The sequence below is a fragment of the Paraburkholderia sp. UCT31 genome, assembly GCF_014397655.1.
Classification (GTDB): domain Bacteria; phylum Pseudomonadota; class Gammaproteobacteria; order Burkholderiales; family Burkholderiaceae; genus Paraburkholderia; species Paraburkholderia tuberum.
On sequence record NZ_VZQP01000035.1, the window covers coordinates 1 to 25,418 of the forward strand.

Genomic DNA, 25,418 nt, shown 5'->3' on the forward strand with positions numbered 1-25,418 from the left:
CACCCGCGCCCAATCGACACCGGCCTGGATGAAATCGCCGGCCTCGTGCATTGCGCCAGCCTGATCGTCGACGAACAGCGCGCTGCCCGCGATCGTAGTCGCGCCGATCTCGACCATCTGCGGCGTGAAAGCGCCGACGCCGATCACGAGCCGCTCGGCGCGCGCCGTCTCGTCGTAGACCGGCTGTTTGCTCGTGGTCAACGCGATCACGACGTCGACCGAAGCGGGAATCGTCGCGTCCGCATCCGCGAGCGGCCGCAGCTCACGCACCTTGCCGCGCTGCGCCGCGCAGAACGCTTCGGCGCGCGCGGGCGCGCTGCCCTTGACCCACACGCGCGCGTCGGCAAACAGTTCGCCGATCGCCTCCAGATGATTGAGCGCCTGCGTGCCGGTGCCGATCAGCAGGAATTCACGCGGCGCGCCCGCAGCAAACGTCGCGATGCCGAGCATCGACATCGCCGCGGTCCGGCGCCCCGTCACTGTCGGACCATCGAGGATGAACAGCGTCTCGCCGGTGTCGGCATCGAAGGCCATGACCTGACCGTGGATCGTCGGCAGATGGCGCGCGCCGTTGCTCGCGCACACATTGACGAGCTTGTGGATCGCGAGATCGGGCGCGGTGGCGGGCATCGACAGCATGACGCCGCCGGTGTTCAGCGGCACGACGAGCCGCTCGGGGCTCACGATGCGTCGTTGCGCGTAGTCGATGCTAGCGCGCCTCAACGCGTCGACAAGCGCTGCGTAAGGCATCAGCCGCGCGGTGGCGGCGGCGTCGAAGATCTGCGTGGTCGGGCGGGTCATGGGCGGAACGATCCAATGGGGGATGGAGTGGGCATGACGTCACCGTAACCGAGCGCGAAAAAATTGACCAGTCGTGTGGACGTCTACTGCCCGCCGAATCGCGAACTCCGCTTCATGCCCAGCGCGCCGGCTAGCTCGTGCCGCGGCTGAGCGTCATCCCCCGCCCTGCATGGAAACGCGACATCGTCGCGAACGGCAGGTACACGTCGGACTGATGCGGCGCGACGCCCGACGGGTTGTGAAACCACACGCCGTCGCGATCCCGCCCGTGCAGCAGGATCAGATGACCGCCCCGCCGCTGGTTCGTCCGCTCCGGATAGCGGATCTCCGGACTCACCGACACGATCGCGAGCGTATCGTCGTCGAGCCGCGCCGCGATCTCCTCGAGTGACGTCGGCACCGCGGCCGGTCGCAGCCGGCGCCTGCCGGAATACCCGATTATCCGTCACACGAATATTCGTCGATTATGCGTCACACAAATATTTGACAAATATTCGTCTCACGCATAAATTGCATTTATTCGTCTCGCAGATAATCCGCCATGCTCCATCTGATCGCCACGTCGGACCAGCTCGCGCAGTTGCTGGCGGCCAGCCGCCGCCAGGCCGGCCTCACGCAGACCGAGGCCGCCGCGCGCGTCGGGGTGAGCCAAAGCCGCATTTCCGCGCTCGAAACCGATGCGAGCGGGCTCACGCTCACCCAGCTGCTCGCGCTGTGCGGCGCCTACGGCCTGCAACTGCAGTTGCGCGACAAAAATCAGTCGAGCTCCGAGCCGGCACCGAACGTCGAGTGGTGAGATGGCCCGGCAAACCGCTTCGAAGGCATTGTCGGTGTGGGCCAACGGCGAGCGCGTCGGGCTCTGGCGGCTGCCCGCGCGCGGCCCGATGGAGTTCGCCTACGACGCCGCCTGGATCGCGTCGCCCGCGGGTCGTCCGCTGTCGCTGTCGCTGCCGTTCACGCCCGGCAACATGACGCACAAAGGGCCGCGGGTGCTCAACTACTTCGACAACCTGCTGCCCGACAGCGACGTCATCCGCAAACGCATCGCGCAGCGCTACCGGACCGAAACGCTCGACGCGTTCGACCTGCTGCAGGCCATCGGCCGCGACTGCGTCGGCGCGGTCCAGCTGCTCGCCGAAGACGACGCGCCGGCCGGGGTCCAGCGCATCGAAGGCACGCCGCTTTCGGACGGCGACATCGAGGCGCTGCTCGCGCAGACGGTCGGCAAACCGACGCTCGGCGCGCCCGACGAATTTGACGACTTCCGCATCTCGCTCGCCGGCGCGCAGGAGAAAACCGCGCTGCTGTGGCACGACGGCCAATGGCAACGGCCGCACGGCGCGACGCCGACCACGCATATCTTCAAGCTGCCGCTCGGGCTGGTCGGCAACCGGCTCGCCGATCTCAGCACGTCGGTCGAAAACGAGTGGCTGTGTCTGCGGATTCTGCGCGCGTTCGGCCTGCCGGTCGCGAACGCCGAGGTGCTCAGGTTCGGCAAGCAGCGCGTGCTCGCCGTCGAACGCTTCGACCGGCAGATGCATTCGAGCGGCCGCTGGCTGCTGCGTCTGCCGCAGGAAGATTTCTGCCAGGTGTACGGCGTGCCGTCGCATCGCAAGTACGAAAACGAGGGCGGCCCCGGCGTGCTCGACCTCGCGCGGATTCTGCAGCAATCGGTCGAGGCGCGGCAGGACATCGAGACCCTGCTCGCGAGCCAGATCCTGTTCTGGATGCTGGCCGCGCCGGACGGCCACGCGAAGAACTTCAGCATCCGCCTGCTCGCCGGTGGCCAGTACCGTCTGACGCCGCTTTACGACGTGATGTCGATCTGGCCGGTCGAGGGCAACGGCCCGAACCAGTGGTCGTGGTACAAGGCGCGGCTTGCGATGGGTCTATGGTCGCGCAGCAAGCACGATGCGTTTCGCGACGTGCAGCGGCGACACTTCAACGCGATGGCGTTGAAGTGCTCGTACGGCGCCGACGCCGAGCCGCTGCTCCAGCGTCTGATCGAGCAGACACCTGGCGTGATCGAGCGGGTGTCGGCGGGGTTGCCCGAGCGCTTTCCAGGCAAGGTCGCCGAGCGGATTTTCAAAGGACTTCAAAATTCGGCGGCCCGGCTCGACACGATGCCGGCAAGCTGAACGCGGACCGCGCGTGCCGGCGCAAACCCGATCCCTCCGGACACCCTTTTCATTGCGCCTCTCGCCTGGCTTTTCCGCAAGGGCGGACCTGCCGGGCTTTGCGGCAAGCGGCCGGATCCGTCGCCTTGCCCACTACTCATTCGTGGATTCCCTACGGTTTCGTCATCGTTTCACCGGTAGAATGCCTTTTGATGCTCAATGCATCAAAAGTCACCGGCACGGCCATGGCGTCGCTTGCATCAGCGGACTCGGCGGCCGGTCTGACAAAATCATAAATGGTGAATTTTTTTACGGTACATTTGCTGTCCCCGCGTGACCGATTCATGCGCATAGCATGCGCAGGGTCGGCTTGCGCCTGCCGACCGCGCTCCAGATGTACCTTTTAACCCGGCGGATTTTCACGCAGCATGGCCAACGAAACACACTCACCCGACTCCATCGCGGTTGCCGAGCGCGTGCGCGAGTTGATGAGCAGGCATGGAATCGGCAAGCGACAGCAAACCACGGAGCTATGCCGCATCCTCGATCTGAGTTTTTCTCAGGGGCACCGCAAACTGCGCGGCAATAGTCCGTGGACGCTGTCGCAGATCAAGAAAGTCGCCGAGGTATTCGACGAACCCGCGGCGCAGCTGTTCGGCGCGCAGTCGCTCGATCCGGGCGTCGTCGGCGCGATCGCCCAGGAGGCGGTGTTCTGCATCGGCGCGACCGAAATCGCCTGCACCGCGTGGGTCGGCGCGGCGCTCGAACCGGGTAGCCGCCCGGAATTCGTCGCCTATTCGCGGCTCGGTCAATGGCGCGTCTCGCGTCATGATGGCGCGCTGTATCAGAGCGCGTACGAAGTCCACAAGATCGAGATCTATCCGCGCCGCGCCGAGACCGACAAGCCGGCCATCGCGGTGGTCGACGACGATCGTGCAAGCGCCGATAACCTGCGCGATTATCTGGAGCGCAGCGGCTTCACGGCGGTCGCGATCTATGGGCTCGCGGCCTTCAGCGAGCAGTTGCAGACGCAGGTGTTCGACGGCGTGATCATCGACTGGCTGTTCGGCTCGCAGACCTCGGCGGCCGCGATTCGCGCGGTGCGCGCGTCGGAGAACCCGGACGCGCCGATCTTCGTGCTCACCGGCGAACTGCTGACCGGCAAGGCCAGCGAATCGGAGATCAGCGAGGTGATCCGCGATTACGACGTCGCGTGCTACGAGAAGCCCGCGCGCATGGCGATCCTCGTGGCCGATCTGTCGAAGCGGCTGAACCGCCCCTGAAGCGCGGGCGCCGATGCGCGCCCCGTTCGCGGCAGCGCCGCCTTCACGCGCTCACACCTGATGCCGCGCCGCCAGCGCCCGCTGCAGGGCGTGCTTCAGATCCTCGTAATGGACTGGCTTTAACAGCGCCTCGAACACCGACGGCACGCCAGTCGCGCCACTTTCGCCATTCCGCACGACCTCCGGCGCGTACGCGCTGACCACGATCACCGGCACGCCCGCCGACGGTCCGTCGCGCGTCGCGAAGTCTTCGAGAAACGTGTAGCCATCGCGCTCCGGCATGTGCAGATCGAGCAGCACCACTTCGCAGCGGTGGGTGTCGAGCCACGCGAGCGCGTCGTTGGCATTGCCGAGTGCGAGCGAGTCGTAGCCCATGTGCGCGACCATTTCGCAGAGCGACTCGCGGATCAGCCGGTTATCGTCGATGATCAGCACGCACGGCTGCGCGCCGTCCGGCTCGGCTTGCTCCGCGACCTCGGCCGGCTCGACGGTTGCGACCGGCACGACCGGGATCGTCACCGTGAAGCTGGTGCCCTCGCCGACCGTGCTCGCGACATCCACCGTGCCGCCGAACAGCTTCACGAGCCCTTGCACGATCGTGAGCCCCATCCCCGCGCCTTCGAAGCGGCGCGTGCGCGACGCGTCGAGCTGCGTGAACTCCTCGAAGATCAGCGGGATCTGTTCGGACGGCACGCCCGGCCCCGTATCGCTGACGACGAAAACCAGCAGCGCCGGCTCTTGCCGCAGTTCGACGCGCACCGTGCCGGTCTCGGTGTAGCGGATCGCGTTGGTGACGAGGTTGTTGACGATCTGCCGGATGCGGTGCGGGTCCGACTCGACGAGCCCGCTCGCGCCGCTCGCCTCGCTTTGGAGCTCGAGCCCGCGCGTCCTGGCGGACATCGTGTGTTCATCGACGATCGACGCCAGCAGCTCGCGCGGCTCGAAATGCTGGTGCCGCAGTTCGAGCTTGCCGGCGCCAAGGCGCGCGTAGTCGGTCAGGTCCTTCATCTGCGCCTCGAGATGGCGCGCCGCGGTTTCGAGCCGCTGGATCACCTTGCGGTCGGCCTCGGAGTGATAGTTGAAGCCGAGCAGTTCCACCGACGAGACGATCGCATGCAGCGGCGTGCGCAGCTCATGGCCGATCATGCCGAGAAACGCATCCTTCGCGAGGCTCGCCTCGCGCGCCGCGCGGCTCGCCTGATGCTCGGCTTCCAGTGCCGCGCGCTGCTGGCGCATCAGCCGCGTGCGGCGCCGGCCGTTGAGCACGAGCAGCAGCGTCGCCGCCGCCGACAGCAATAGCAGCACCAGACCGCCCGCGAACAGAATGCGGCGCTTGTCGATGAAATCGCGGTTCATCGCCTCGCGGTCGGCGACATCGGCGAAACGGCGCGACAGCGCGAGATCGTTGACCTCGCTCCAGTGCTGGCGCAGCTGCGCGTCGATCCGCGCGGCACGCGCACGGTCGCGCTGCAGTACCTCGATCTCGGGCTCGATGTCGTCGAGCACAGTCTCGAGCGTCTTGATTTCGTCGAGCTGCCGTTGCAACAGAGCGAGCTGCGCGGAGAGCCGATGCGTCGAGCCGGCCATCACGCGCAGCTTCGATTGCAGCAGCTGGAAGCGCAGCTGCAACTGCTGATAGTCGTCGTCGGCACCGGACTGATACAGCAGCAGTTGGTTCTCGAAGCGCGCGTACGCGATCTGCAGTTGCGCGGCGTCCCAGTAGAAACCGTCGTAGGTACCGGTCAGCTGCTCGGTCGCGCGCGGGTTCAACAGGTTCGCATAGAGCAGATAGCCGATCGCGCCGGCGGGCGCCGCGAGCGCCATCAGCCAGATCAGCACGTTCAACACGCGCCGCCACGGACGGCGCGCTATTTGACGATGAGGGCCTTGATCTGCCATACGAATTTCGAGTCGCCGACCGCGCCAGTCAGTTCATCTGGAAAAGCGTCGCGCGGATAGATCAGAAACAGCGGCCCGAAGTCGCTGAGTTTCAGGCGCTGGCCGTTCATGCTGTACGCGACGATCACGCCGTAGCGTTCGCAGTCCGACACCGGCACGGTGTAGGTGTAGTCGTCGAACGTGTGGAGTTCGATCTGGGTGCCGTGAGCGCCGACGGCCTTCAGGATGTCGGCGAGCCTGGGCCCGGTGAACGTCGAGCGCGGCGTCCAGGTGGTCGAGGTCGTGATCGTATGCACGGGCAGCGCGAGCAGTTGAGCCTCGTTGAAGTGATAGGTGCGATGCGCGGCGTCGTTGGTATTGGCGATCTTGCCCTGCACGTCGAGCGCCAGCGCCGGCGACTGCCGCGCGCCCGGCTGCGCATGCGCGCAACAGACGGAAAGCCCGACGATCAGTCCCGCCAGCCCCGTCAGCCAGCGCATCCGCCAGGGCACACCGGTTCCGCTGGCTGCGTTGCACAGCGTTGCAATCAGATTGGCCATTTGCTTTTTTTATCCGATTTCGTTGATTCGCCGGACCGCGGGCCGCGCCACGGTCAGCCGATCTCATGCCACGCGAAGTGTTGCGCCGTACCGTGCCGTCAAACGCGTGCCACCCCGACACGCGACCTTTGACCCGCATGCATAATATCGCCAAAATGCGCTGACTCAAAAACGGGGACCCGCGATGTCGCGCCAGTGCGTCAGCGCGCGCCGCGCGCCCATCCCCGCGGACCATTGCCTTCCATCGCGCCACGCGGCGCCTCGATAGTCATGAACAAGCCGGTCCTGCCTCTGACGTACGAACAGCTCGATCACTGGATCGAATCGCTGCAACCCGTGTTGCTCGCCGAGCATTTCTCGATGGCGCTGGGGATTCTGCGCGGCGGCGCGCCGCTCGCGCTGATGGTGTCGCACGCGGTCGGCGCGCCGGTCGGGTTCCTGCGCTACGACCGCCAGACGCGCGCGGTCGCATGGGATTCGACGCTGCCGATCCCGCCCGCCGGATCGAAAGTGCTGTTGTGCGAGGACATCGCGGGACGCGGTTTTACGCTCGTCGATTGCATCGCGTTTCTGCAGGCGCACGGGCTCGAAGTCAAAACCCTGACCGCCGCGGTCGATGATCTGAGCCGCGCACAGCCCGACTACGCGATCGATGTGCGCGGCTACTTCGCCCTCTTTCCATGGGAGCGCCAGGCGTACACCGAGCGCTACCGCGACGACTGGGCGCGCGTCGAAGCCGGCGCCGCGCCCGCGATGGCCAACGACCACGAGTACGCGGCCTACGCGATCGACCTCGACGGCATCCTGCTGCCCGACGTACCGCTCGCGCGCTACGACGAGGACCTCGCCGCCGCGCTCGCCGAGCGCGACGCGCTGCTGCCGTTCGAGGTGCTGCCCGGCATCGACCTGCAGCAGGTGCGCACGATCATCACGGGCCGCCCGGAGATGGATCGCGCGCGCACCGAAGCGTGGCTCGCGCGACACGGCTTCGCTCACATGCAGTTGGCGATGCGCACGTCCGGCCTGCACGACGACAGCCCCGCCGGCGCGGCCGCGCACAAGGCGAGCGCGGCGCTGCGCGCGGGTGTCACGCACTTCGTCGAAAGCGATCCGGTGCAGGCGCTGCTGATCGCGCAGCAAGCGCCGCTGCTGCGCGTGATCTGGTGGGATGCGCTGACGCGCACGGGGATTTTGGTGAGCGCAAGGGCGTGGAGTTGAGCGCAACGTTCCTTGTGGGCGCAGCGCCCGAACGCCGCCGCTACCTGTCCTTCACCTCGCGCAACTGCAAATGCCGCGCGGCCCGCTGCGACGCGACGACGATCAGCTTCATCGTCGCGCGCGTCGCGCCGACGAACAGCTTGCGCGCGCTGCGTTCGTCGAACGCGTCGAAGTCGATCTCGGTGAAGATCACGCACGGCGCCGCCTGCCCCTTGAAGCGGTAGATCGACTCGAACAGCACGTCGCCTTCACGATACTCCGGGTTGCCGAACAGATCGTATTTGCCGGTGAAACTGCGCAGCCGATGCGGACCGAGATGATCGAGCGCGCTCATCGCCGAGCCCTCGCGACCGCGAAACGACAGCACCGCGATGTCCTGCTTGCGAAAACCGAGCGATAGCGCCTGCGTGATGGCGCGCTTGGTTGCGTCGATACTGCTTTCGGTGCCCTGCGCTTCGTCGTAGACCGACACCGAAACCTCGGAGCCGTCGAACGGACTGCCCGACGTAAGTGCCGCGGCCAGCGGCACCGACGCGCCCAGCACGTCGCGCAGATAATCGAGGATGTCGCGAGGACTGCGGTAATTGGTGGTTTCTTTCAGCGTGGTCCAGCCGGGCAACGAGACCGGCTCACGCATGTACAGATTCTGCAGTGGGTCTTCGAGCCACCACCACGCGGCGCCCGGCCGCAGCAGCCGCTCGAGCGCGGCAACCCATGGCTGCTGGAAATCCTGCCCTTCGTCGACGATCAGTACGTCGAATTGCCAGCGCGGTTCGATCGGCGTGTCGGCGAATACGGCCTCCAGTTGATCGAACACCTGCGCCGACCGGAAATCGGGCGCACGGCCCGCGTCGCGCGCGATCCAGTCGCAAAGCTGGTGATAGTTCGCGACTTTCGCCTCCGGCGGCGCGACCCGCGCGATGTGATCGGCGAGCGGCCGGTTGAAGCACACGTACAACGGCCGCTCGCCGCGCGCGACCGCGTCCTTCATCACCTGCACCGCGAGTTGCGTCTTGCCGGAGCCCGCCGTGCCAATCACGCGCAAACGGAACGGCGCGAATTCGAGCCGCCGGGCCCATGTCGCAAGTCCGCCCGAAAGGCGCGTGACGAGCATGCCCGCCTGCCCGACGAGCGCGCTCGTGTCGGGCGTCAACGCGAGTTCGTCGGCGAGAAAGTGGTGGATTTTCGCCGCGCAGGGAAGCCGCGGTTCATCGGCCGGCAGCGCTTCGCGGACGATCGCCGCGAGACGCTCGCGCCGCGTAGCGTCGACGATGCGCGCGGGATTCACGCCGGCGATCGCCGCATCCTTGACGATGTGATCGGGACAGTACAGCAGTTCCTCGATGAAATAGGCGCCCGCGCCGAACGCCGCGGTAAAACGCCGGTGCAGACTCTCGATCGTATGCGCGAGCGCGATCGCGACGTTTCGCTCGGTCTGCAGATACACCTTGACGAGCCCCTTCGGCGTTTCGCGCAGAAAGCCGGTCTTCTGCTCGATGATCAGCAGGCGACCGGCGGGACTCACGATCACGAAATCGGCCTCGCCGAACACGGAGAAGTTCTGGTTCAGGCGCGTCCAATGCACGCCGTGGTAGACGGTGTAATCGCCGGGCAGTGCCTTTTCGAGCAGCGCGAGCGTTTCACGTTCGCGCGCCGCCGCGCCGGTCGCTTCGAGGCTCTTCCAGTCGTCGGGAACAATGCGGGCCATGCGATGCCTCAATGAGTTGGGATGCGTGTTTTCAGCGGGCAATCCGGAGTGCGGTCATTGTACGCAACGCAATGTCGGCCGGGCGGCCCGTCGCGCAAAGGCGCGCACATCGTGTATCGTTAGTGGCTGAACGCCGCGCACGCCGCGCGGCTTGCCAACCGTAAGAGAAAAGGATTTACCGGATGATTACGATCTGGGGACGCGCCAATTCGGTCAACGTCCAGAAGGTCTTGTGGTGCTGCGACGAACTCGTGCTGCCGTTCGACCGCATCGACGCGGGCCTGCAATTCGGCCGCAACAACGAACCCGACTATCTCGCGATGAACCCGACCGGCAAGATTCCGACGCTGGTCGACGACGACTTCGTGCTGTGGGAATCCAACTCGATCCTGCGCTATCTGGCGATGCAATACGGCGAATCGAGCCTGCTGTATCCGGGCGAGCCGAAACTGCGCGCGAGCATCGACCGCTGGCTGGACTGGTCGCTGTCGACGCTGCAGCCAGTGGAACGTCCCGTGTTCTGGACCCTCGTGCGCACGCCTGAGGCCGAGCGCGACGCCGCCAAACTCGCCGCCGACGCGAAGGCGGTCACCGTCCTGTGGCGCCTGCTCGACACGCATCTGCAGGGCCGCTTCTTTCTCGAAGGCGACAAGTTCACGCTCGCCGATATCGTGATCGGCGCGTACGCGAAGCGCTGGTTCGGCCTCGACGGTTTGCAGCGGCCGTCGCTGCCGAGTCTGGAGCGCTGGTATTCGCGTCTCACGACGCGTTCCGGGTTCAAGAAGTATGTGGATTTCCCGTTGACCTGAGCACGGCGCGGGTCGGCGGAAACGGTTCAGGTATTCGCGCGACCCGCAAACTCTTCGACCTTGCTCGCGGGGCCCGACACGATCAGCAAATCCCCCGGCATAACAACCGTGTCAGGCCCCGCGTGCTGGAACTCTTCGCCAGCGCGCCTGACGGCCATGACCATCACACCGAACGCCTCCAGAACGCCGCAATCTGCGAGCGGACGGTTGTGTGTCGGCGCCGGGGCATGAATCGCGGCGACGGCAAATCCTTCGCCGAATTCAATGTAGTCCACGATTCGGCCTGTGATCAGGTGAGCGATCCGTTCACCCATTTCCGCTTCCGGATAAACCACGTGATGCGCGCCGATGCGCTGGGCAATCTGGGCGTGTTCCGTGGTCACCGCCTTCAGCCAGATGTCCTTGATCTGAAGTTCCGTTAGGGCCATCAGGGTCATCAGGCTCGCCGAAAGGTCGCTTCCAATGCCCACGATCGCATGAGGGAAATCGGCAACGCCCAATTGACGCAGGGTATTCACGTTGGTCGAATCGGCCTGGACGGCATGCGTCAACCGGTCCGCCCATAACTGCACCTGCTGCTCGTCCCGGTCGATTCCCATCACGTCATGGCCAAGCCGAAGCAGCGACTGGGCCACGGCACAGCCGAACCGCCCCAAACCGATGACGACCACACTGTCGCCTTTCGAAAAAGTGAGCGAAATCTTGAACAGGTCAGCCAACAATTGGATGCTCCTCGGGGTAGCTATATTGCGCACGCCGCTCAATCAGTATTAACGACGTTGCAAAGGTAATGGTTCCAACCCGGCCGACGTACATCAGCGCGATGATCACGAACTGTGCCGGCGCAGGCAGATCACCCGTGATACCCGTGGACAGACCGACCGTACTGAACGCCGAAATAACTTCGAAGATGACCTGATCGGTAGGGAAATCGGTGATGTGCAGAATGATCAGTGTGCCGACCGTGATCATCACGGCGCCCAGCGCCACGACGGTAATCGCTTGCCGCTGCGCCGACGCGCTGACACGGCGCCCAAACGCTTCGATATCGCCAAGCCCGCGGATCTCTGCGATCACCAGCAAGGCCAGAATGGCGATGGTGCCGATCTTGACACCCCCTGCCGTTCCCGCGCTGCCCCCGCCAACGAACATCAGGAAGAAATGCAGGGCCCAGCTGTCATGACGCATTGCGCCGATGTCGAGCGAGTTGAAACCCGCCGTGCGCGCGGATACCGAGGCGAAAGCTGCCGAAAGGAGCTTCTCTCCGAACGGCATCGGACCCAGGGTTTTTGGATTGGTCCATTCGAACAGCAGCAACGCAAGAAATCCACCGAGTAGCAGCACCCCTGTGACCATTAAAGTGAGCCTGGTGTGCAATGAAAGCCGACGGGCACCCCGAAGTTTTTCCCGCAGATCGTACAGAACCGGAAACCCGATTCCGCCGACGACAATCGCGACCATCACCGGTACCAGCATCGACGCGTCGGCGGCATAGCGCATCAGACTGTCCGGGTGAATTGAAAAGCCCGCGTTGCTGAACGCGGAGGCCGCATGGAACCATCCACTCCATGCGGCCTCGCCCCATTGGAAGTTGTACCCGAGATGAAGCCTGACCGTCAGCCAGAGTGCCGTGGTCAGTTCAGTGACGAGCGTCACGACGAGCACGAGGCGCGCCACGCTGCCGATGTCCCCGAGACGGAGCGTGTGCGTCTCGACCTGGGTGATCAGCTTCGCTCGCAGCGGCAAGGACCGGTTGACCATGAGTCCCAGCAAGGTGGCTGCGGTCATCATGCCGAAACCGCCAATCTGAAACAGGCCGAGGATGACCCACTGTCCAAAGCTTGACCAGTAGGTGCCCGTATCGACAACGACGAGTCCAGTCACGCAGACCGCGGAGGTAGCGGTAAAAAAAGCGCTCAGCCACGGCGCTGCCTCACCTTTGGCCTGCGACAAGGGCAACCTCAAAAGGAGCGTCCCTGCGGCAATCGCAAAGAGAAAGGCTAAGGCTACTGCCCGCGATGGGTGAAGCAGTTGTCTCATCGAGATCCCATCAAACACATTCAGAGACTGACTGACAAAGAATAGGCATTTTTTGCCAGTAAAGACCCTATTTTTCGTTTGTTGTCAGTTGTAAGCCAAATCTGGGCACTCCCGATTCTCTCGACGCTTCGACCGGCGCGGCACTTGCATCCCCCTGCCTCTATAATCGACGCATGAAAACCGCCAAGCCCGCCGCGACCGGCCGTCTGGTCGCTCCCACACCTGCCGCCCCCGCCGCCGATGCACACGATCATCGAGCGCATCACGACGTGCACGAGTCGTCGAACGCACATGGCCCGTCGCAGGAAGCGGCTCTCGCACTCGCCGAGGAATATTGCCGCGAACGCGGCGAAAAACTCACCCCGATCCGGCGCAAGGTGCTCGAACTGCTGCTGAACTCGGGACGCGCGACCAAGGCCTATTCGCTGCTCGACGAAATGCGCCAGATCCACGCCGGCTCGGCGCCGCCGACCGTCTATCGCGCGTTGGATTTTTTACTGTCGGTGGGGCTCGTGCATCGGATCGAATCGATCAATGCGTTCACTGTCTGCCATGATCTGACGCAATGCCAGCACGGCATTCTCGTCGTATGCCAGCAATGTGGCAGCGTCACCGAATTGGATCAACCGAAGCTGCGTCAGGCGCTCGTCGCGCAGATCGAGGACGCGGGCTATCGGCTCGCGAGCGACGAAATCGAATTGAAGGGTTTGTGTGCGGCCTGTCAGGCGGCCAAAGCGGCCAGCGCGGCCGCGCCGGTGGCCGCGGCGAAATAGCGGCGCGCCACATTGGGTGCGCAACGCTGTGTGACGCGCTGCAAAGCGTCGATGGCCGTGCGCTGCTTCGAGAAACGACATCTCCCCGCCGCGCGCCGGCCTGCTCTGTCTAAAACCCGCTCCCACGAGAGCCGCTGCGAAGCGTCGATCAACCCGCCGCGCGGGCGTCGATCGCGTCGTGCAGCAGCGTCACGAGCGCTTCGGGTAACGCGGGTTTGGTCATGAAATGCTGGAAGCCTTCGCCGATGCTGCGCAGGCGGTATGCGTCGTCGGTATGGCCGGTGAGGGCCACCGCCACCGAAGGGGAATGACCGCCGCAAATCTCGTGGTCGCGCAGCCGCTGGATCAGATAGAAGCCATCCATGGCCGGCAAGTCGAGGTCGCAGACGACCGCGTCGGGAAGCAACCGCATCGCCGCCACGACGCCCTCTTCCGCATCGGCGACCGCGCAAACCTTCGCGCCTTCCGCCTCGAGTAACAAGGTCAACGATTCCCGGCTGTCCGGGTCGTCCTCCACCAGCACGATCGTGGCCTGATCGAGCCTCATTGCTGCGTTCATCGTATGTTGTTGCTCTGAAAAACCGGTTAGGCCGTCCGAGGGGGCGGAGGTTTCACTTTGTATTTCACTTTGTATTTCACTTTGCTGATTGCCGTTGATTCGCGCGGCCAGGGTGTTGCTGTCCATGATTCCGACTCGATTTCGCACGCCGAGTTGCAGACAGGTCCGCGCTTGTAAAACATTGCGCAACATCTTCCCGAGTACAACGCATACGCACGGTAACGCGCCCAAATTGCACGTCGATGAAAAAACGGCGCTCGACGCACACCGTGATTTAGCCGCTCAGTGTCCGCAGTTTTTCCGCGGCTCGCCGATCGCCGGCACCCGATGTTCCGGCGCGGTTCGTACGAACCCCGTTCGTACGGCCTTCCCCGCCCGGTATCGATTCTGCCCTTCGTATTGTTTGCACAACGCGGCGCTGCCGTTCGTTTTGCGCCGCTCGCATCCGACGACACTGCAAGCACGTCGCGTGCCTCGTTGCAGCGGTTCGCGTCACGTAAAGAAGGGCTCGGTCGGGGTTGCCGATATCGCGGCGATGAACGGCGCTGGTCTGCTAACCGGTGGTGTCGCGGCGCTATCATCGTGGGCGCGCACGCGCGCCTACCGATGCCCGCTCATCTCAACCCGAGGTCAACCGACACCATGTCCGCCACATCGCCCGCGCTTTCCGCCGCGACGCTCGACATCCTTCGTCATGTCAGCACCGCCACGCTGACCACGCAGCTATTCAAGCGCGGTCTGCGCAACACCTTCATGCAGGGCGTCGCGCCGCTCGGTTCGCGGCGCGGCGCGAATCTGGTCGGGCCGGCGTTCACGCTGCGCAACATCCCATCGCGCGAAGACATCGACGTACTGGAGCTATTCGCGGACCCTGAGTACGCGCAACGCAAATGCGTCGAGACCATTCCGCCGGGCCACGTGCTCGTGCAGGATTGCCGCGGCGAGCGCGGCAGCGCGTCGTTCGGTTCGATTCTGTCGCTTCGTTTGCAGGTGCGCGGTGTTGCCGGCATGGTGTCAGACGGCCCGGTGCGCGACAGCGCGACGATCGCCGCGCTCGACATGCCGGTGTTTTGCGCCGGCGCGAGCGCGCCGCCCAATCTGATCCGCCATCACGCGGTCGATATCAACGTGCCGATCGGCTGTGGTGGAGTCGCGGTGTTTCCGGACGACGTGATCGTCGGCGATGTGGATGGAGTCGTGGTAATTCCGCTGAAGATGGCCGACGCCGTCGCGCAAGCCGCCGCCGGACAGGAACAGCTCGAGGCGTTTCTCACCGAAAGGATTCGTGCCGGCGCCGCGCTGCCCGGCACCTATCCGCCGAACGACGAGACGAAGGCGGCGTTCGACGAATGGAAGAAAAATCGCAAAATCTAGGGCCCTTTCAAACGACGCGGCGACCGGTGCGCCACACCGGGCGCCAGTTCAATCGCCCTTGCCGGGCCCAATGCCCTGCAACAGCAACGCCACCGCGTGCCGCGCAATCTCCGCGCCGCCGATACTGCGGCGCAACGGATCGTTGCGCCACAGCTTCGAGGTGGCAAGCGGCAGAATCGTCATGCCGAGCAGCGTGACGAACACGAGCGCGGGTTCGAGCGATGCATTCAGGCGCCCCTCCTTCTGCCAGCGCGCGATCGCCAGCAGCGACGCCTTCTGATGCGCGAAACCAAAGCGCTCATGCATGCGCTGGCGCAGCAGCCCGCCGTCGCTGATCACTTCGCGCACCCACAGCGACGCGAACCACGGGTTGTCGCTCGCGATCTGCACGAGCCGCTCCGTGAGTTGCGTGATTGCCGCGACCGGATCGTCGGGATTCTCCTGAAACGGCAGCCCGAGGCTCGCGCGCAACGGTGCGAAACACTCGTCGATCAGCACGTCGAGCAGTTGATCGCGCGTCTTGAAGTAGTAGTGCACCATCGCGGGCGTGAAGCCGGCCTCGCGGGCGATCTCACCCAGCGATGTCTCGACGATGCCCTGCCTCGCGAACAGCGTCAGCGCGGCGTCGAGCAAGCGCGCACGCTGCGCGGGACCGCGCGCGGCGCCCGACGGCCGGCCGGGGCGGCGCGCGGCCGAACCAGCCGGCGCGCTGCTGCCGATATTCGCAGCATGAATATCCGTTGGCGCTGCCGTGAGTTTGGGCTTCGACGCGTCGCGCTCTTTCGCGGCAATTCGCGCGGGCGGCCCCGTATCTGCCACGGCATTGTGCGCCGCGGCGTCGTCAGGCGAGATCCTTGTCATTGCATTGAATTTGACGTTAGAGGCGATGTCACATATATTAATCGCTCAGTTAATTAATTTCAACGCGTTGCCGCCATGGAACAACCCGCTACGACCCTGTCAGTCAACCCCGCGCCCGCGGCCGACCATCCGCCGATCCGGCTGCTGTTTCCGGCGCTGCTGCTGGTCATGCTGCTCGCCGCCCTGGACCAGACGATCGTCTCGACCGCGCTCCCGACCATCGTCGGCGAACTGGGCGGGCTCAATAACCTGTCGTGGGTCGTGACCGCCTACCTGCTCAGTTCGACCATCGTCGTGCCGTTGTACGGCAAGTTCGGCGACCTGTTCGGCCGCAAGATCGTGTTGCAGACGGCGATCGTCATCTTTCTCGTCGGCTCGGCGCTGTGTGGCATCGCGCAGAACATGAGTCAGCTGATCGTGCTGCGCGCGCTGCAAGGGCTCGGCGGCGGCGGCCTGCTCGTCGTGACGATGGCGGCGATCGCGGACGTGATTCCGCCCGCGGAGCGTGGCCGCTACCAGGGCGTGTTCGGCGGCATCTTCGGTCTTGCCACCGTCATCGGTCCGCTGCTCGGCGGCTTTCTGGTCGAGCATCTGACGTGGCGCTGGATCTTCTACATCAACCTGCCGCTCGGCATCCTGTCGCTCATCGTGATCGGCGCGGTGTTCAAGCCGCACGCGCGCCACGTGAAGCACACGATCGATTACATGGGTGCCGCGTTTCTCGCCGGCGCGCTGACCTGCATCATCCTGTTCACGAGTCAGGGCGGCACGATCCTGCCGTGGTCGTCGCCGCAACTGTGGTTCACGCTCGGCATGGGTCTCGCAGCGATCTGGGGATTCATTCACGAAGAACGCAGCGCGGTCGAACCGATCATGCCGCTCGGACTGTTCAAACAGCGCACGTTTCTGATCAGCAGCCTCGTGAGCTTCATCATCGGCGTATCGCTGTTCGGCTCCGTGACGTTCATTCCGCTCTATCTGCAGGTCGTGAAGGGCTCCACGCCGTCGCACGCCGGCATGCAGATGCTGCCGATGATGGGCGGCCTGTTCATCCTGTCGATGGTGACGGGCCGCGTGATCAGCAAGATCGGCAAGTACCGGCTGTTCCCGATCATGGGCACGTTCCTCGTCTCCGTGGCGATGCTGCTGCTCGCGCGCCTGCAGATCGATACGCCGATTCATGTGATGTATCTGTACATGGGTCTGCTCGGCTGCGGCCTCGGCATGGTGATGCAGGTGCTGGTCCTCGCGGTCCAGAACACCGTAGAGTTCAAGCATATGGGTGTGGCGACGTCGGGCGTCACGCTGTTTCGCTCGATCGGCGGCTCGATCGGCGTGGCCGGTTTCGGCGCGGTGTTCTCGAACGGCCTCGCCGGGCGCCTTGAAAAGCTGATCCCGCCCGACACCGAACTTCCGCAGGCATTGGGTCCCGCAGCGATTCATCAGCTGCCCGAAGCATTGCGCAACGACTATCTGGATGCGTTCGCGGGTGCGTTGCACACCGTGTATCTGTCGGCCGCCTGCGTCGTGGTGCTCGCCTTCGTGCTCGCATGGCTGCTGAAGGATCATCCGTTGCGCAAGCACTGAGCGTACTTCGACGCCTGATCGGCAAGCTGATGCAAACGCGTACCGGCAAGCGCCAGAAAGCAGGTTGATCACGAGGCCGCACGCACGACGCGTCGGCCTCGTTGTTTTTTTGGCGCGCTCGCTTCATGCAGCGCGATGCTTCCGGTTACCTTCCATTTGTCGTGAAACAACAGACACATACACTCGTTTTCGAATGTATGGCCAGGGTTTCTTCATACCTCCCAATGAGCGGTAGCGCACACAATCCAGGGGCCAACCGCGTTGACGTCCCCCGTGAAACGCCACATATTGGAACCCGTGGAAACGCAGCCGCTGCCTCCGTCTCCACGACTTCCGGCGCATGTGGATCGTGATTCCGCGGACAAGGCTCCTGCCTCAACACGATCCGAAGCATGCCTTTACGGCATCGTTTTCCAAAGGTGGGTCCACGGCATGTCCACCCAGACAGCATCCGGCCAAAGTTTCCCCACGCCCTGCAAACGCTGCGGTGGCGCACTGTACCGACAAGTCGACGCCTGCCCCTACTGTGGCGCTGCGCATCCGTTCGACCAGGACGATCCGCACATCCGCACCGGTATTCCAGGCAGCCGTGCGAGCGCCACGCACAAGCCCCTGCCCCGTTTCGACGACGAGCCGGCCATCGCCGCTGCCGCGATGGCGTCCGAACCCCTGTTGCAGACCGAGCCGGTCATGCACACGGCGCTCGTGTCGACCGACACCACTATCCCACCTTACGAAGATCCGATGTATGCGCCGCCCAACACTGCGCAGACGATCTGGCGCGTGCTGTACGTGATCGGCGCGGTTGTCGCAATCGGCCTGGCGTATGTCGCTTACACGCTATTCAGCGACGGCGGCGAATCGGAAGATACAGGCGTGGAGCAGATTACGCCGGATGCCAGAACAACGACCGGCATGATCGCGCCGCTTGTGTCCGCCCCGGTGATTGCTCAAGCACAGACCATGCACGCGCCGGCCGCGGCCAAGCCTGCGCCACCGCCCGTGACCGCACTGGCGGCGAAGCCCGCGCCCGTCGTGCCCGCGGCTCCCGTCATTCCAGCGACACCAGCCGCACCGCCTGCCGCGCCGCCGATGGCCGCGACGCCCATGCGGCCCGCGCCGCAATTCCACGACGCCGGACAAGCATTGCAGGTCGCGAGGACAGCGTTCCGGGCGAACGATCTGTCCGCCGCGCAAGCCGCTCTCGCCGCCGCGCAAACGTTACAACCCGGAAACAGCGACGCGCAGGGTCTGGCCGATCAGATGCGGCCGCTCGTCCAGCGTCGCGATACTGCGCTACAGGCCGCGCAGGCCTGCGTCGCGCAGCAGTCGTGGCCGTGCGCGCGTCAGCACGCGAACGAGGCGCTCGCGATCGACAGCGGCAACGACGCGGCGAAAGTGATCCTCGAGCGCGTCATTCGCGAGACCGGCTGGGCGCCGCTGACTCCGCCGCATGCGGCGACGACGGATGCCGCGCCGGGCGCGCCGCTCGCGCAAGCGCAAGCGCAGGCACCACTGCCCGTCGGCATGCAAGCGCACGGCGAACTGGTCGTGACTGCAACGAAAGTCGGCGTCGTGAGAACCGCGACGCCGCGGAGCAACTAGCGCTCACGCGCGACGCGACGGTCCGAACCGGGTCCCGGAGACGCAAACTGCTGCGCCGTCGCGCAAAAACATTGCTTCGCATACCAGATCAAATGGCCGCCGTCTGTGCCGATTCGCACATTATCGTGCGTCCTCTGAGCGGAAACAGACGGAGCGACCCTGGCAGCAGTTTGAACATGACAGGGCAACCGGATCACTGGTGCTTCCACGCGCCACGCGTGAAGCGGGATCAACCTGACCGATAGGTAGAAAGATCATGCTGAAGAGACTCCTCGCGGGCTGGCTTGGCCTGGTGGTACTGGTCGTATGTTCGCTGGCCGGCGCGGAACCGGCGCACTACAAGATCGTCACCGGGCCGGAGCGCGGCACATATATCCAGATCGGCAATGACCTGTCGAAATGGGTGGCCCAGCCGGTTGGCATCGACCTCGAAGTGGTGGCGTCGAAAGGCTCGGCCGAAAACGTGCAGCGCATGCGTTTCGAGCCCGGCGTGAAGCTCGCGCTCGTGCAGTCCGACGTGTATCAGGCGTTCATCGACATGGCCAACTCGGGCAACCCCGATGCGGGCACGACGATCCGGCCGCTGCGACTGATCATGCCGCTCTACGACGAGGAAATTAACGTCGTCGTACGGGCGGATTCGCCGCTGAAAACGCTCGCCGACATCAAGGACAAGACCATCAGCGTCGGCCTGCTAGGCAGCGGCACCGCGCAGTCGGCGACGACGCTCTACCGCCTGATGTTCGGCCAGCCGATTCCGGAGCAGAACGTCGTGCATCTGAGCAACGAGGACGCGCTCGCCGCGCTGATCGTGAAGAAGATCGACGTCGCGATCATCGTGGTCGGGCAGCCGGCAAAGCTGTTCAACGACATGAAACCCGACCTGCTGTCACAGTTGCGTCTGTTGCCCGTCGATCCCAACGCGCCGGAGACGAACCGCGCGAAGCAGACCTACTTTCCGACTACGATCCACCAAAGCAGCTACCCAGGCTGGTTGAAGGAAGACGTGCCGGGTCTGACCGTCAAAGCGTTTCTGGTCACCTACGATTACGGCTTGCGCGACACAGTCAGCAATCTGAATCATTTCGCCGACTCGTTGTGCGCGAACTTCGACAATCTGCAGGAGCATGGCCATCCGAAATGGAAACAGGTGAAGCTCGAATTGCCGACGCTCGTTCGTGGGTGGAAGTACTACGGTCCGGTCGAGAAGCATCTGCGCGCGTGTCTCGCGAACCGCAGCGCGGCGATGAGCGCGGCGGCCGCGCAACCCGCGCCGAAACCGCACACGCCTTGCTCGGAAGAAGAACGGATGCTTCTGCTGTGCAAATAACGCTGTAGCGGGGGGCCGCGAACGCCTGCTTCGCCTGAGTTCGTCTCAGACCCGCTCGCGCCCCGCGCCGGCCGACTCCGTGCACGCTTGCATCGCCCGTTGCAATGCCTCGTACACCTTCGGGCGATTGCATTGCGACACGTTGAAACGCAGAAAGCCCGCCGCCGCTTGCGACGCGCTGAACACGTTGCCCGGCGCGAACACGACGCCCGCCGTCAGCGCATGACGGGCGATGTCGGCGGCATCGAGCGCCCCGGGCAAGCGCGCCCATACGAACAGGCCCGCGCGCGGCCGTGTCCAGATATCGAGGCCCGCATAGCCGAGACGCCTGATGGTCTCTCCCATCGCATCGGCCAGCTTCGCGCGCATCGCCTCCAGATGACGCCGATAGGTACCGTCGACGAGCATCCGATGCACGACGCTCGCCGCGAGCTGACCATTGCCGAACGATGTCGCGAGCTTCAGATCGATCAACGGCTCGATCCATTCGGCGCGTGCCGCAATATAGCCGCAGCGCACCGCCGCCGACAGCGTTTTCGAAAAGCTGCCGATCGACACGACGCGCGCGAGGCCGTCGAATGCGGCAAGGCGCGGCGCGGCTTCGTCTTCGAAGTCCGCGAAGATGTCGTCCTCGACGATCAGCAGATCGTGCTCGCCGGCGAGCTTCAGCAGCCGGTGCGCGACGGCCGGCGCGAGCGTCGCGCCGGTCGGATTGTGGATCGCCGAGTTCGTCACGTAGAGCCGCGGACGCTGCTCGACCAGAACGCGCTCGAACGCCGCGAGATCCGGTCCCTGCGGCGTGTACGGCACGCTCGCGATCCGCACGCGATGCGCGCGCAACAACGCCTGAAAATTGAAATAGCAAGGATCGTCGATCAGCACCGTGTCGCCGGGTTCGAGCAGGAAGCGGCACACGAGATCGAGCGCATGGGTGCCGCCGTCGGTCAGCAGGATCTGCTCGGCCGGCGCGTCGACCCCGTGCGCGGAAAGCCGCCACGCAAGCTGCTGACGCAGCGCGGGCAAGCCCGCCGGGCTCGCGTAGTCCGCGAGCAGCGATTGCGGATCACGAGCAACCGCGCGCAGCGCGCGCCGCACGCCATCTTCCGGCAACCACGAAGCCGGCATCCAGCCGCAGCCGGGCTTCAGCGCTTTCGAGCCGGTCTCCAGCGACTGCCGCGTGAGCCACAGCGGATCGACCTCGCGATCGAGCCGCGGCCCGAGATCGGCGAGCGCGAGCGGCGGCGCATGGCCCGACACGAAGAAGCCCGAGCCGCGCCGCGCGATGATCACCCCTTCCGCAACGAGACGATCGTAGCCTTCCACCACGGTCGACTTGGACACGCCGAGCGTGTCGGTCATCGCGCGGATCGACGGCACGCGGGCGCCCGGCATCAGCGAGCGGCTCGCGATACGCTCCCGCAGATTGTTCATCACGAGGCCGACACGCGTGCCCGGCGCCGTCTCGTTGTTCTCGCTTTCCGCCATCTGTACTGCTCCCATGTTAGGTACAGTTTGTACGAACTGTACTGATCTGTAGCTTAACGTTGACGGCCGCGGCGCGCATCATGAGACTCTTTCAGCGCAGGGATGTTTGCCATGGACAAAACCACCAACGGCTGGCTCAGCGGTTTCGCGGGCGTGCTGATTTTCAGCGGCTCGCTGCCGGCCACGCGGCTTGCCGTGCAGGGCCTCGAGCCGGTGTTTCTGACCGTGGCGCGCGCGACGATCGCGGGCATCCTTGGTCTGCTGCTGTTGCTGGTGTTCCGCGAGACCCGCCCGGAGCGGCGCGATCTGCTGCCGCTCGTCGTGGTCGCGCTCGGCGTCGTGGTCGGCTTTCCTTTGCTGACCGCGCTCGCGCTGCGTCATGTGAGCGCCGCGCATGCGGTCGTGTTCATCGGCCTGCTGCCGCTCGCCACCGCGATCTTCGGCGTGTTGCGCGGCGGCGAGCGGCCGCAGCCGGCGTTCTGGCTGTTCTCGGCGCTCGGCAGCGCGGCGGTGGCCGCGTTCGCGCTGCGTCACGGCATCGACGCCTCGCCGCTCGGCGACGCGCTGATGCTCGCGGCGATCGTCGTGTGCGGGCTGGGCTACGCGGAAGGCGCGCGGTTGTCGCGTCATCTCGGCGGCTGGCAGGTGATTTCGTGGGCGCTCGTGCTGTCGTTGCCGTTGATGCTGCCGCTCGCATGGTGGACGCGGCCCGTGTCGTTCGACGGTGTCGGCGCCGCCGCGCTGTGGGGACTCGCGTACGTGTCGCTGTTCAGCATGCTGATCGGCTTCGTGTTCTGGTATCGCGGGCTCGCGCTCGGCGGCATCGCGGCGGTCGGCCAACTGCAGTTGCTGCAGCCGTTTTTCGGGCTGCTGCTCGCCGGCGTGCTGCTGCACGAGCAGGTACCGCCATCGATGATCATCGTCACCGTGATCGTGGTCGCCTGCGTGGCTGGCGCACGGCATTTTTCGCGCGCCGCGCCGGTGCGGCGGCCGGTCTGACGCGGCTCGACCGTCGCACGGCGAGCAGACTTTTTCAGGATCGAATTGCGCGAGCCGTGGATCGATCTGTCATCATTTCGCAGATTGGCACAACCAGCGGCCCGCGCCGCGACTGACGATGACGACCGCTTTTGCCCAAACCGTCGAAGCCCGTTTTGCCGAACTCACGCCGACGTCGAAACGCGTCGCCAGCTACATGCTCGCGAATCTCGACCGGCTCGGCCTCGAGACCGCCGATCAGATCGCGCAGCAAGCCGGCACCAGCGGTATTTCGGTCGGCCGCTTTCTGCGCAGCGTCGGCTATCGCAATCTCGACGATCTGAAACGCGAGCTGCGCGGCACGCAGCAGCGGCCCTGGCTGATCACGGACCGGCTCGACGCGTTCCGCCGTGGCCCGAGCGACTGCGCGCAAACCGGTGAGCTTCATGAACCGAGCGTCGCTGACGGCTCCTCGCCGCGCGACGCCGCGCTCGCCCAATCGCTCGAACTCGAGATCGGCGCGATCCGGCACGTGTATGAACTCGCGCGCTCGCCGGCCTTCGCGCGCGTCGCCGAGCGCATTGCGAACGCCGATGCGGTCTACATCCTCGGCATCCAATCGACGCGCGGCATCAGCAACGCGTTCTACAGCTATCTCGAATACATCCGCCCGCGCGTGTTCTATTCGGACGGCATGTCGGGTTCCTACGTCGATTCGCTGAACTCGGAATTCAGCACGCCCTATCTGATCGTCACCGACACGCGCGCCTATTCGACGATCGCGCGACGCTATTGCCAGGCGGCCTCGCGCCGCGGCCTGCCGTTCGCGCTCGTCACCGATATCTACTGTCCGTGGGCGCGCGATTTCGACGGCGATCTGCTGCAGGTGACGACCGACGTCGGTCAGTTCTGGGATTCGCTCGCGCCGCTGACGTGCCTGTTCAATCTGCTGATCTCGGCGGTCGTCGAACGGCGTGGACCGGCTATCGACGAACGCGTGGCGCGTAATCGCGAGTTGCAGAGCGAGTTCGATCAATTCGATCTTTGACCCGCTTCAAATCCGCCCCGGCGACAGGCATAGTAAAGACTTCCGCCAAACTGCGCCCGCCACGACAGGACCCCGCATGAGTTCACCCCGCCCTCCGCTCGACGCCCCGCTGATCCGCGACGCCAGCGAAGCCGACCTCCCCGCGATCCAGGCGATCTACGCGCATCACGTGCTGACCGGTGTCGCGTCGTTCGAAGAAACCCCGCCGTCCGTCGACGATCTGCGCGCGCGGCTCGCAAGCGTGCGCAGCCACGGACTGCCATATATGGTCGCGGAGATCGACGGCGACGTGGCCGGCTATTGCTATGCGACGCCGTATCGCCCGCGCGCCGCCTATCGCAACACGATCGAAGACTCGATCTACGTCAACGACGCGTATCGCGGACGCGGCATCGGACGCGTGCTGCTGCAGGCGCTGATCGAACGTTGCGAGACCGGACCGTGGCGTCAGATGATCGCAGTGATCGCCGATGGCGGCAGCGGCGGCTCACTGTCGTTGCACGCGCAACTCGGCTTCGAGCTGACCGGCACGTTGAAGGCTGTCGGCTACAAGCACGGCCGCTGGCTCGACACGACGCTGATGCAACGCCCGCTCGGCCGCGGCGCATCGACTGGGCCCGACGACGACTCAAACGCAGCGGGCGACGCCGAACGCACAACCTAACGCGCGCGCGGCAAACGCGTGAACAAGGTCGGATAGTCGATCACGAGACCATCGCTATCCACGCGCAAATTGGTGGTGAATTCGCGAAAAATGCCTTCGTAGCGGTACTCGCCATTCAACTCGATGCAGGTGTAGGCCTGCTCGGCGCGCGTGACCTGCAAGTCCGGCGTCGAGATATACGCGACTTCGATCGGCTGACGTTCGCCTTGCGCGAGTTGCAACCGACGGATCGGCAGCGTATTGGTGTACGGCGTCGCCGCGATATCGATGTCGATACAGCCTTCGATCGCGCTGAGCGCGAGGCCGTGCCCGTCGTGCCAGTGGCCGTCGCCATCGCCATGCAGCTCCAGCTCGCCACCGCCGACGATCTTCAGCCGCGCGTAGCGCGTGCGCCAGCGCGCGTCGCAGCGCACCGCGTAATGCAGCCCGTACGCCTTGCCATAGCGCTGCCCGACCACGACGCTTTCAACGGCGAAGCCATCGTCGCGCGCATCGAATACCAGATGTTCGATGCCGTCGCCCTCTTCCGAAGCCCATCGTAATTCACGCATCGGCGTCTCCTCGCGAAACGGCGCAGGGAAGCGCGCCGGGCTCTCATCGTAACGCGAAAGCCCGCGCGCGAGGCAATCCCAACCCAGATCTGGCACAGCTGGGGAGACCAGCGCCTGCGATGCATCAAAATGAAGCATCGAAAAAAAAGCTGCGCACGTAATGTGCGCAGCTTTGCGAGACTGACGACG

At 65.0% G+C, this 25,418-nt stretch carries 23 protein-coding genes and 1 pseudogene; 13 read left to right on the forward strand and 11 right to left on the reverse strand.

From position 1 onward, the window contains the following. Positions 1-801: delta(1)-pyrroline-2-carboxylate reductase family protein (locus F6X40_RS26235; RefSeq protein ID WP_187629777.1), on the reverse strand; the 801-nt coding region annotated here is incomplete at its 3' end. 130 nt (positions 802-931) lie between these two features. Further along, positions 932-1,192 (reverse strand): annotated as a pseudogene (locus F6X40_RS26240) (hypothetical protein); the annotation flags it as partial. A 150-nt stretch (positions 1,193-1,342) separates the two neighbouring features. Between F6X40_RS26240 and F6X40_RS26245 the strand changes: the two are divergent. The 3 genes from F6X40_RS26245 (at position 1,343) to F6X40_RS26255 (ending at position 4,201) form a co-directional block, all read left to right on the forward strand. Further along, complete coding sequence (locus F6X40_RS26245) at positions 1,343-1,597, forward strand: helix-turn-helix domain-containing protein (protein ID WP_187629778.1); 255 nt, start codon at positions 1,343-1,345, stop codon at positions 1,595-1,597. Between the two features lies 1 nt (position 1,598). Then, positions 1,599-2,939: a type II toxin-antitoxin system HipA family toxin gene (locus F6X40_RS26250; protein WP_187629779.1), complete on the forward strand. Its 1,341-nt coding sequence runs from the start codon at positions 1,599-1,601 to the stop codon at positions 2,937-2,939. A gap of 407 nt (positions 2,940-3,346) precedes the next feature. Beyond that, complete coding sequence (locus F6X40_RS26255) at positions 3,347-4,201, forward strand: helix-turn-helix domain-containing protein (protein WP_090806040.1); 855 nt, start codon at positions 3,347-3,349, stop codon at positions 4,199-4,201. A 51-nt stretch (positions 4,202-4,252) separates the two neighbouring features. Here F6X40_RS26255 and F6X40_RS26260 read toward each other — a convergent pair whose 3' ends face one another. Both F6X40_RS26260 and F6X40_RS26265 read right to left on the reverse strand, forming a co-directional pair. Then, on the reverse strand, positions 4,253-6,100 hold the full coding sequence (locus tag F6X40_RS26260) for a hybrid sensor histidine kinase/response regulator (RefSeq protein WP_187629780.1): 1,848 nt from the start codon (positions 6,098-6,100) through the stop codon (positions 4,253-4,255). Next, entirely contained in the window at positions 6,070-6,639 is a 570-nt protein-coding gene (locus F6X40_RS26265) for a molybdopterin-dependent oxidoreductase (protein WP_184069272.1), read from the reverse strand. Before F6X40_RS26265 ends, F6X40_RS26260 begins: the two co-directional genes overlap by 31 nt. Positions 6,640-6,909: 270 nt before the next feature. Here F6X40_RS26265 and F6X40_RS26270 point away from each other — a divergent pair, with 270 nt between their 5' ends. Further along, entirely contained in the window at positions 6,910-7,857 is a 948-nt protein-coding gene (locus F6X40_RS26270; protein WP_187629781.1) for a phosphoribosyltransferase, read from the forward strand. Positions 7,858-7,897: 40 nt separating this feature from the next. On the opposite strand, the gene F6X40_RS26275 is transcribed toward F6X40_RS26270, so the two are convergent. Further along, the gene (locus tag F6X40_RS26275; RefSeq protein ID WP_187629782.1) at positions 7,898-9,565 is read right to left on the reverse strand and encodes an ATP-dependent helicase; all 1,668 of its coding nucleotides are present in this window, start codon (positions 9,563-9,565) and stop codon (positions 7,898-7,900) included. 182 nt (positions 9,566-9,747) lie between these two features. On the opposite strand from F6X40_RS26275, the gene F6X40_RS26280 reads away from it, so the two are divergent. Further along, on the forward strand, positions 9,748-10,374 hold the full coding sequence (locus tag F6X40_RS26280; protein WP_187629783.1) for a glutathione S-transferase family protein: 627 nt from the start codon (positions 9,748-9,750) through the stop codon (positions 10,372-10,374). Between the two features lie 26 nt (positions 10,375-10,400). Here F6X40_RS26280 and F6X40_RS26285 read toward each other — a convergent pair whose 3' ends face one another. Both F6X40_RS26285 and F6X40_RS26290 read right to left on the reverse strand, forming a co-directional pair. Next, entirely contained in the window at positions 10,401-11,093 is a 693-nt protein-coding gene (locus tag F6X40_RS26285; RefSeq protein WP_187629784.1) for a potassium channel family protein, read from the reverse strand. Next, positions 11,086-12,327 (reverse strand): TrkH family potassium uptake protein, encoded by a 1,242-nt coding sequence (locus F6X40_RS26290; RefSeq protein WP_262421553.1) that lies wholly within the window; start codon positions 12,325-12,327, stop codon positions 11,086-11,088. Before F6X40_RS26290 ends, F6X40_RS26285 begins: the two co-directional genes overlap by 8 nt. A 260-nt stretch (positions 12,328-12,587) precedes the next feature. Here F6X40_RS26290 and F6X40_RS26295 point away from each other — a divergent pair, with 260 nt between their 5' ends. Further along, positions 12,588-13,187, forward strand: coding sequence for a Fur family transcriptional regulator (locus F6X40_RS26295; protein WP_187629786.1), 600 nt, complete (start codon positions 12,588-12,590; stop codon positions 13,185-13,187). Between the two features lie 148 nt (positions 13,188-13,335). On the opposite strand, the gene F6X40_RS26300 is transcribed toward F6X40_RS26295, so the two are convergent. Beyond that, a complete protein-coding gene (locus F6X40_RS26300; RefSeq protein WP_187629787.1) occupies positions 13,336-13,872 on the reverse strand; it encodes a response regulator in 537 nt (178 codons plus the stop codon). Between the two features lie 516 nt (positions 13,873-14,388). Between F6X40_RS26300 and F6X40_RS26305 the strand changes: the two genes are divergently transcribed. After that, positions 14,389-15,120 carry a ribonuclease activity regulator RraA gene (locus tag F6X40_RS26305; RefSeq protein ID WP_187629788.1) on the forward strand — a complete coding sequence of 244 codons (732 nt, stop codon included), beginning with the start codon at positions 14,389-14,391 and terminating at the stop codon, positions 15,118-15,120. Positions 15,121-15,168: 48 nt separating this feature from the next. Here the strand turns inward: F6X40_RS26305 and F6X40_RS26310 are convergent, their stop codons facing one another. After that, positions 15,169-15,981: a TetR/AcrR family transcriptional regulator gene (locus F6X40_RS26310; RefSeq protein ID WP_184034162.1), complete on the reverse strand. Its 813-nt coding sequence runs from the start codon at positions 15,979-15,981 to the stop codon at positions 15,169-15,171. A 75-nt stretch (positions 15,982-16,056) separates the two neighbouring features. Here F6X40_RS26310 and F6X40_RS26315 point away from each other — a divergent pair, with 75 nt between their 5' ends. The 3 genes from F6X40_RS26315 to F6X40_RS26325 all read left to right on the forward strand — a co-directional run bounded on the left by F6X40_RS26315 (position 16,057) and on the right by F6X40_RS26325 (position 20,503). Beyond that, complete coding sequence (locus F6X40_RS26315; protein WP_184069253.1) at positions 16,057-17,568, forward strand: MDR family MFS transporter; 1,512 nt, start codon at positions 16,057-16,059, stop codon at positions 17,566-17,568. Positions 17,569-18,000: 432 nt separating this feature from the next. Beyond that, complete coding sequence (locus F6X40_RS26320; RefSeq protein WP_187629789.1) at positions 18,001-19,173, forward strand: hypothetical protein; 1,173 nt, start codon at positions 18,001-18,003, stop codon at positions 19,171-19,173. A 256-nt stretch (positions 19,174-19,429) separates the two neighbouring features. Further along, entirely contained in the window at positions 19,430-20,503 is a 1,074-nt protein-coding gene (locus F6X40_RS26325; RefSeq protein ID WP_187629790.1) for a TAXI family TRAP transporter solute-binding subunit, read from the forward strand. A 45-nt stretch (positions 20,504-20,548) separates the two neighbouring features. On the opposite strand, the gene F6X40_RS26330 is transcribed toward F6X40_RS26325, so the two are convergent. After that, entirely contained in the window at positions 20,549-21,988 is a 1,440-nt protein-coding gene (locus F6X40_RS26330) for a PLP-dependent aminotransferase family protein (protein ID WP_187629827.1), read from the reverse strand. Positions 21,989-22,099: 111 nt separating this feature from the next. Here F6X40_RS26330 and F6X40_RS26335 point away from each other — a divergent pair, with 111 nt between their 5' ends. The 3 genes from F6X40_RS26335 (at position 22,100) to F6X40_RS26345 (ending at position 24,678) form a co-directional block, all read left to right on the forward strand. Then, positions 22,100-22,987 (forward strand): DMT family transporter, encoded by an 888-nt coding sequence (locus F6X40_RS26335; protein WP_184069244.1) that lies wholly within the window; start codon positions 22,100-22,102, stop codon positions 22,985-22,987. A 118-nt stretch (positions 22,988-23,105) separates the two neighbouring features. Further along, complete coding sequence (gene sapR, locus F6X40_RS26340) at positions 23,106-24,014, forward strand: sap1 transcriptional regulator SapR (protein ID WP_187629791.1); 909 nt, start codon at positions 23,106-23,108, stop codon at positions 24,012-24,014. A 76-nt stretch (positions 24,015-24,090) separates the two neighbouring features. Continuing rightward, positions 24,091-24,678: a GNAT family N-acetyltransferase gene (locus F6X40_RS26345; RefSeq protein ID WP_184069238.1), complete on the forward strand. Its 588-nt coding sequence runs from the start codon at positions 24,091-24,093 to the stop codon at positions 24,676-24,678. Here the strand turns inward: F6X40_RS26345 and F6X40_RS26350 are convergent. Then, positions 24,675-25,229: a putative glycolipid-binding domain-containing protein gene (locus F6X40_RS26350; protein ID WP_187629792.1), complete on the reverse strand. Its 555-nt coding sequence runs from the start codon at positions 25,227-25,229 to the stop codon at positions 24,675-24,677. The genes F6X40_RS26345 and F6X40_RS26350 overlap by 4 nt on opposite strands. Between the last annotated feature and the right edge of the window lie 189 nt (positions 25,230-25,418).

Coding starts and splice junctions, on each gene's coding strand:
- F6X40_RS26330 (WP_187629827.1), bottom strand. CDS start 21,988: ATGGCGGAAAGCGAGAACAACGAGACGGCGCCGGGCACGCGTGTCGGC.
- F6X40_RS26350 (WP_187629792.1), bottom strand. CDS start 25,229: ATGCGTGAATTACGATGGGCTTCGGAAGAGGGCGACGGCATCGAACAT.
- F6X40_RS26245 (WP_187629778.1), top strand. CDS start 1,343: ATGCTCCATCTGATCGCCACGTCGGACCAGCTCGCGCAGTTGCTGGCG.
- F6X40_RS26320 (WP_187629789.1), top strand. CDS start 18,001: ATGTCCACCCAGACAGCATCCGGCCAAAGTTTCCCCACGCCCTGCAAA.
- F6X40_RS26260 (WP_187629780.1), bottom strand. CDS start 6,100: ATGGCAGATCAAGGCCCTCATCGTCAAATAGCGCGCCGTCCGTGGCGG.
- F6X40_RS26345 (WP_184069238.1), top strand. CDS start 24,091: ATGAGTTCACCCCGCCCTCCGCTCGACGCCCCGCTGATCCGCGACGCC.
- sapR (WP_187629791.1), top strand. CDS start 23,106: ATGACGACCGCTTTTGCCCAAACCGTCGAAGCCCGTTTTGCCGAACTC.
- F6X40_RS26250 (WP_187629779.1), top strand. CDS start 1,599: ATGGCCCGGCAAACCGCTTCGAAGGCATTGTCGGTGTGGGCCAACGGC.
- F6X40_RS26255 (WP_090806040.1), top strand. CDS start 3,347: ATGGCCAACGAAACACACTCACCCGACTCCATCGCGGTTGCCGAGCGC.
- F6X40_RS26305 (WP_187629788.1), top strand. CDS start 14,389: ATGTCCGCCACATCGCCCGCGCTTTCCGCCGCGACGCTCGACATCCTT.
- F6X40_RS26315 (WP_184069253.1), top strand. CDS start 16,057: ATGGAACAACCCGCTACGACCCTGTCAGTCAACCCCGCGCCCGCGGCC.
- F6X40_RS26310 (WP_184034162.1), bottom strand. CDS start 15,981: ATGACAAGGATCTCGCCTGACGACGCCGCGGCGCACAATGCCGTGGCA.
- F6X40_RS26280 (WP_187629783.1), top strand. CDS start 9,748: ATGATTACGATCTGGGGACGCGCCAATTCGGTCAACGTCCAGAAGGTC.
- F6X40_RS26275 (WP_187629782.1), bottom strand. CDS start 9,565: ATGGCCCGCATTGTTCCCGACGACTGGAAGAGCCTCGAAGCGACCGGC.
- F6X40_RS26335 (WP_184069244.1), top strand. CDS start 22,100: ATGGACAAAACCACCAACGGCTGGCTCAGCGGTTTCGCGGGCGTGCTG.
- F6X40_RS26325 (WP_187629790.1), top strand. CDS start 19,430: ATGCTGAAGAGACTCCTCGCGGGCTGGCTTGGCCTGGTGGTACTGGTC.
- F6X40_RS26270 (WP_187629781.1), top strand. CDS start 6,910: ATGAACAAGCCGGTCCTGCCTCTGACGTACGAACAGCTCGATCACTGG.
- F6X40_RS26295 (WP_187629786.1), top strand. CDS start 12,588: ATGAAAACCGCCAAGCCCGCCGCGACCGGCCGTCTGGTCGCTCCCACA.
- F6X40_RS26300 (WP_187629787.1), bottom strand. CDS start 13,872: ATGGACAGCAACACCCTGGCCGCGCGAATCAACGGCAATCAGCAAAGT.
- F6X40_RS26265 (WP_184069272.1), bottom strand. CDS start 6,639: ATGGCCAATCTGATTGCAACGCTGTGCAACGCAGCCAGCGGAACCGGT.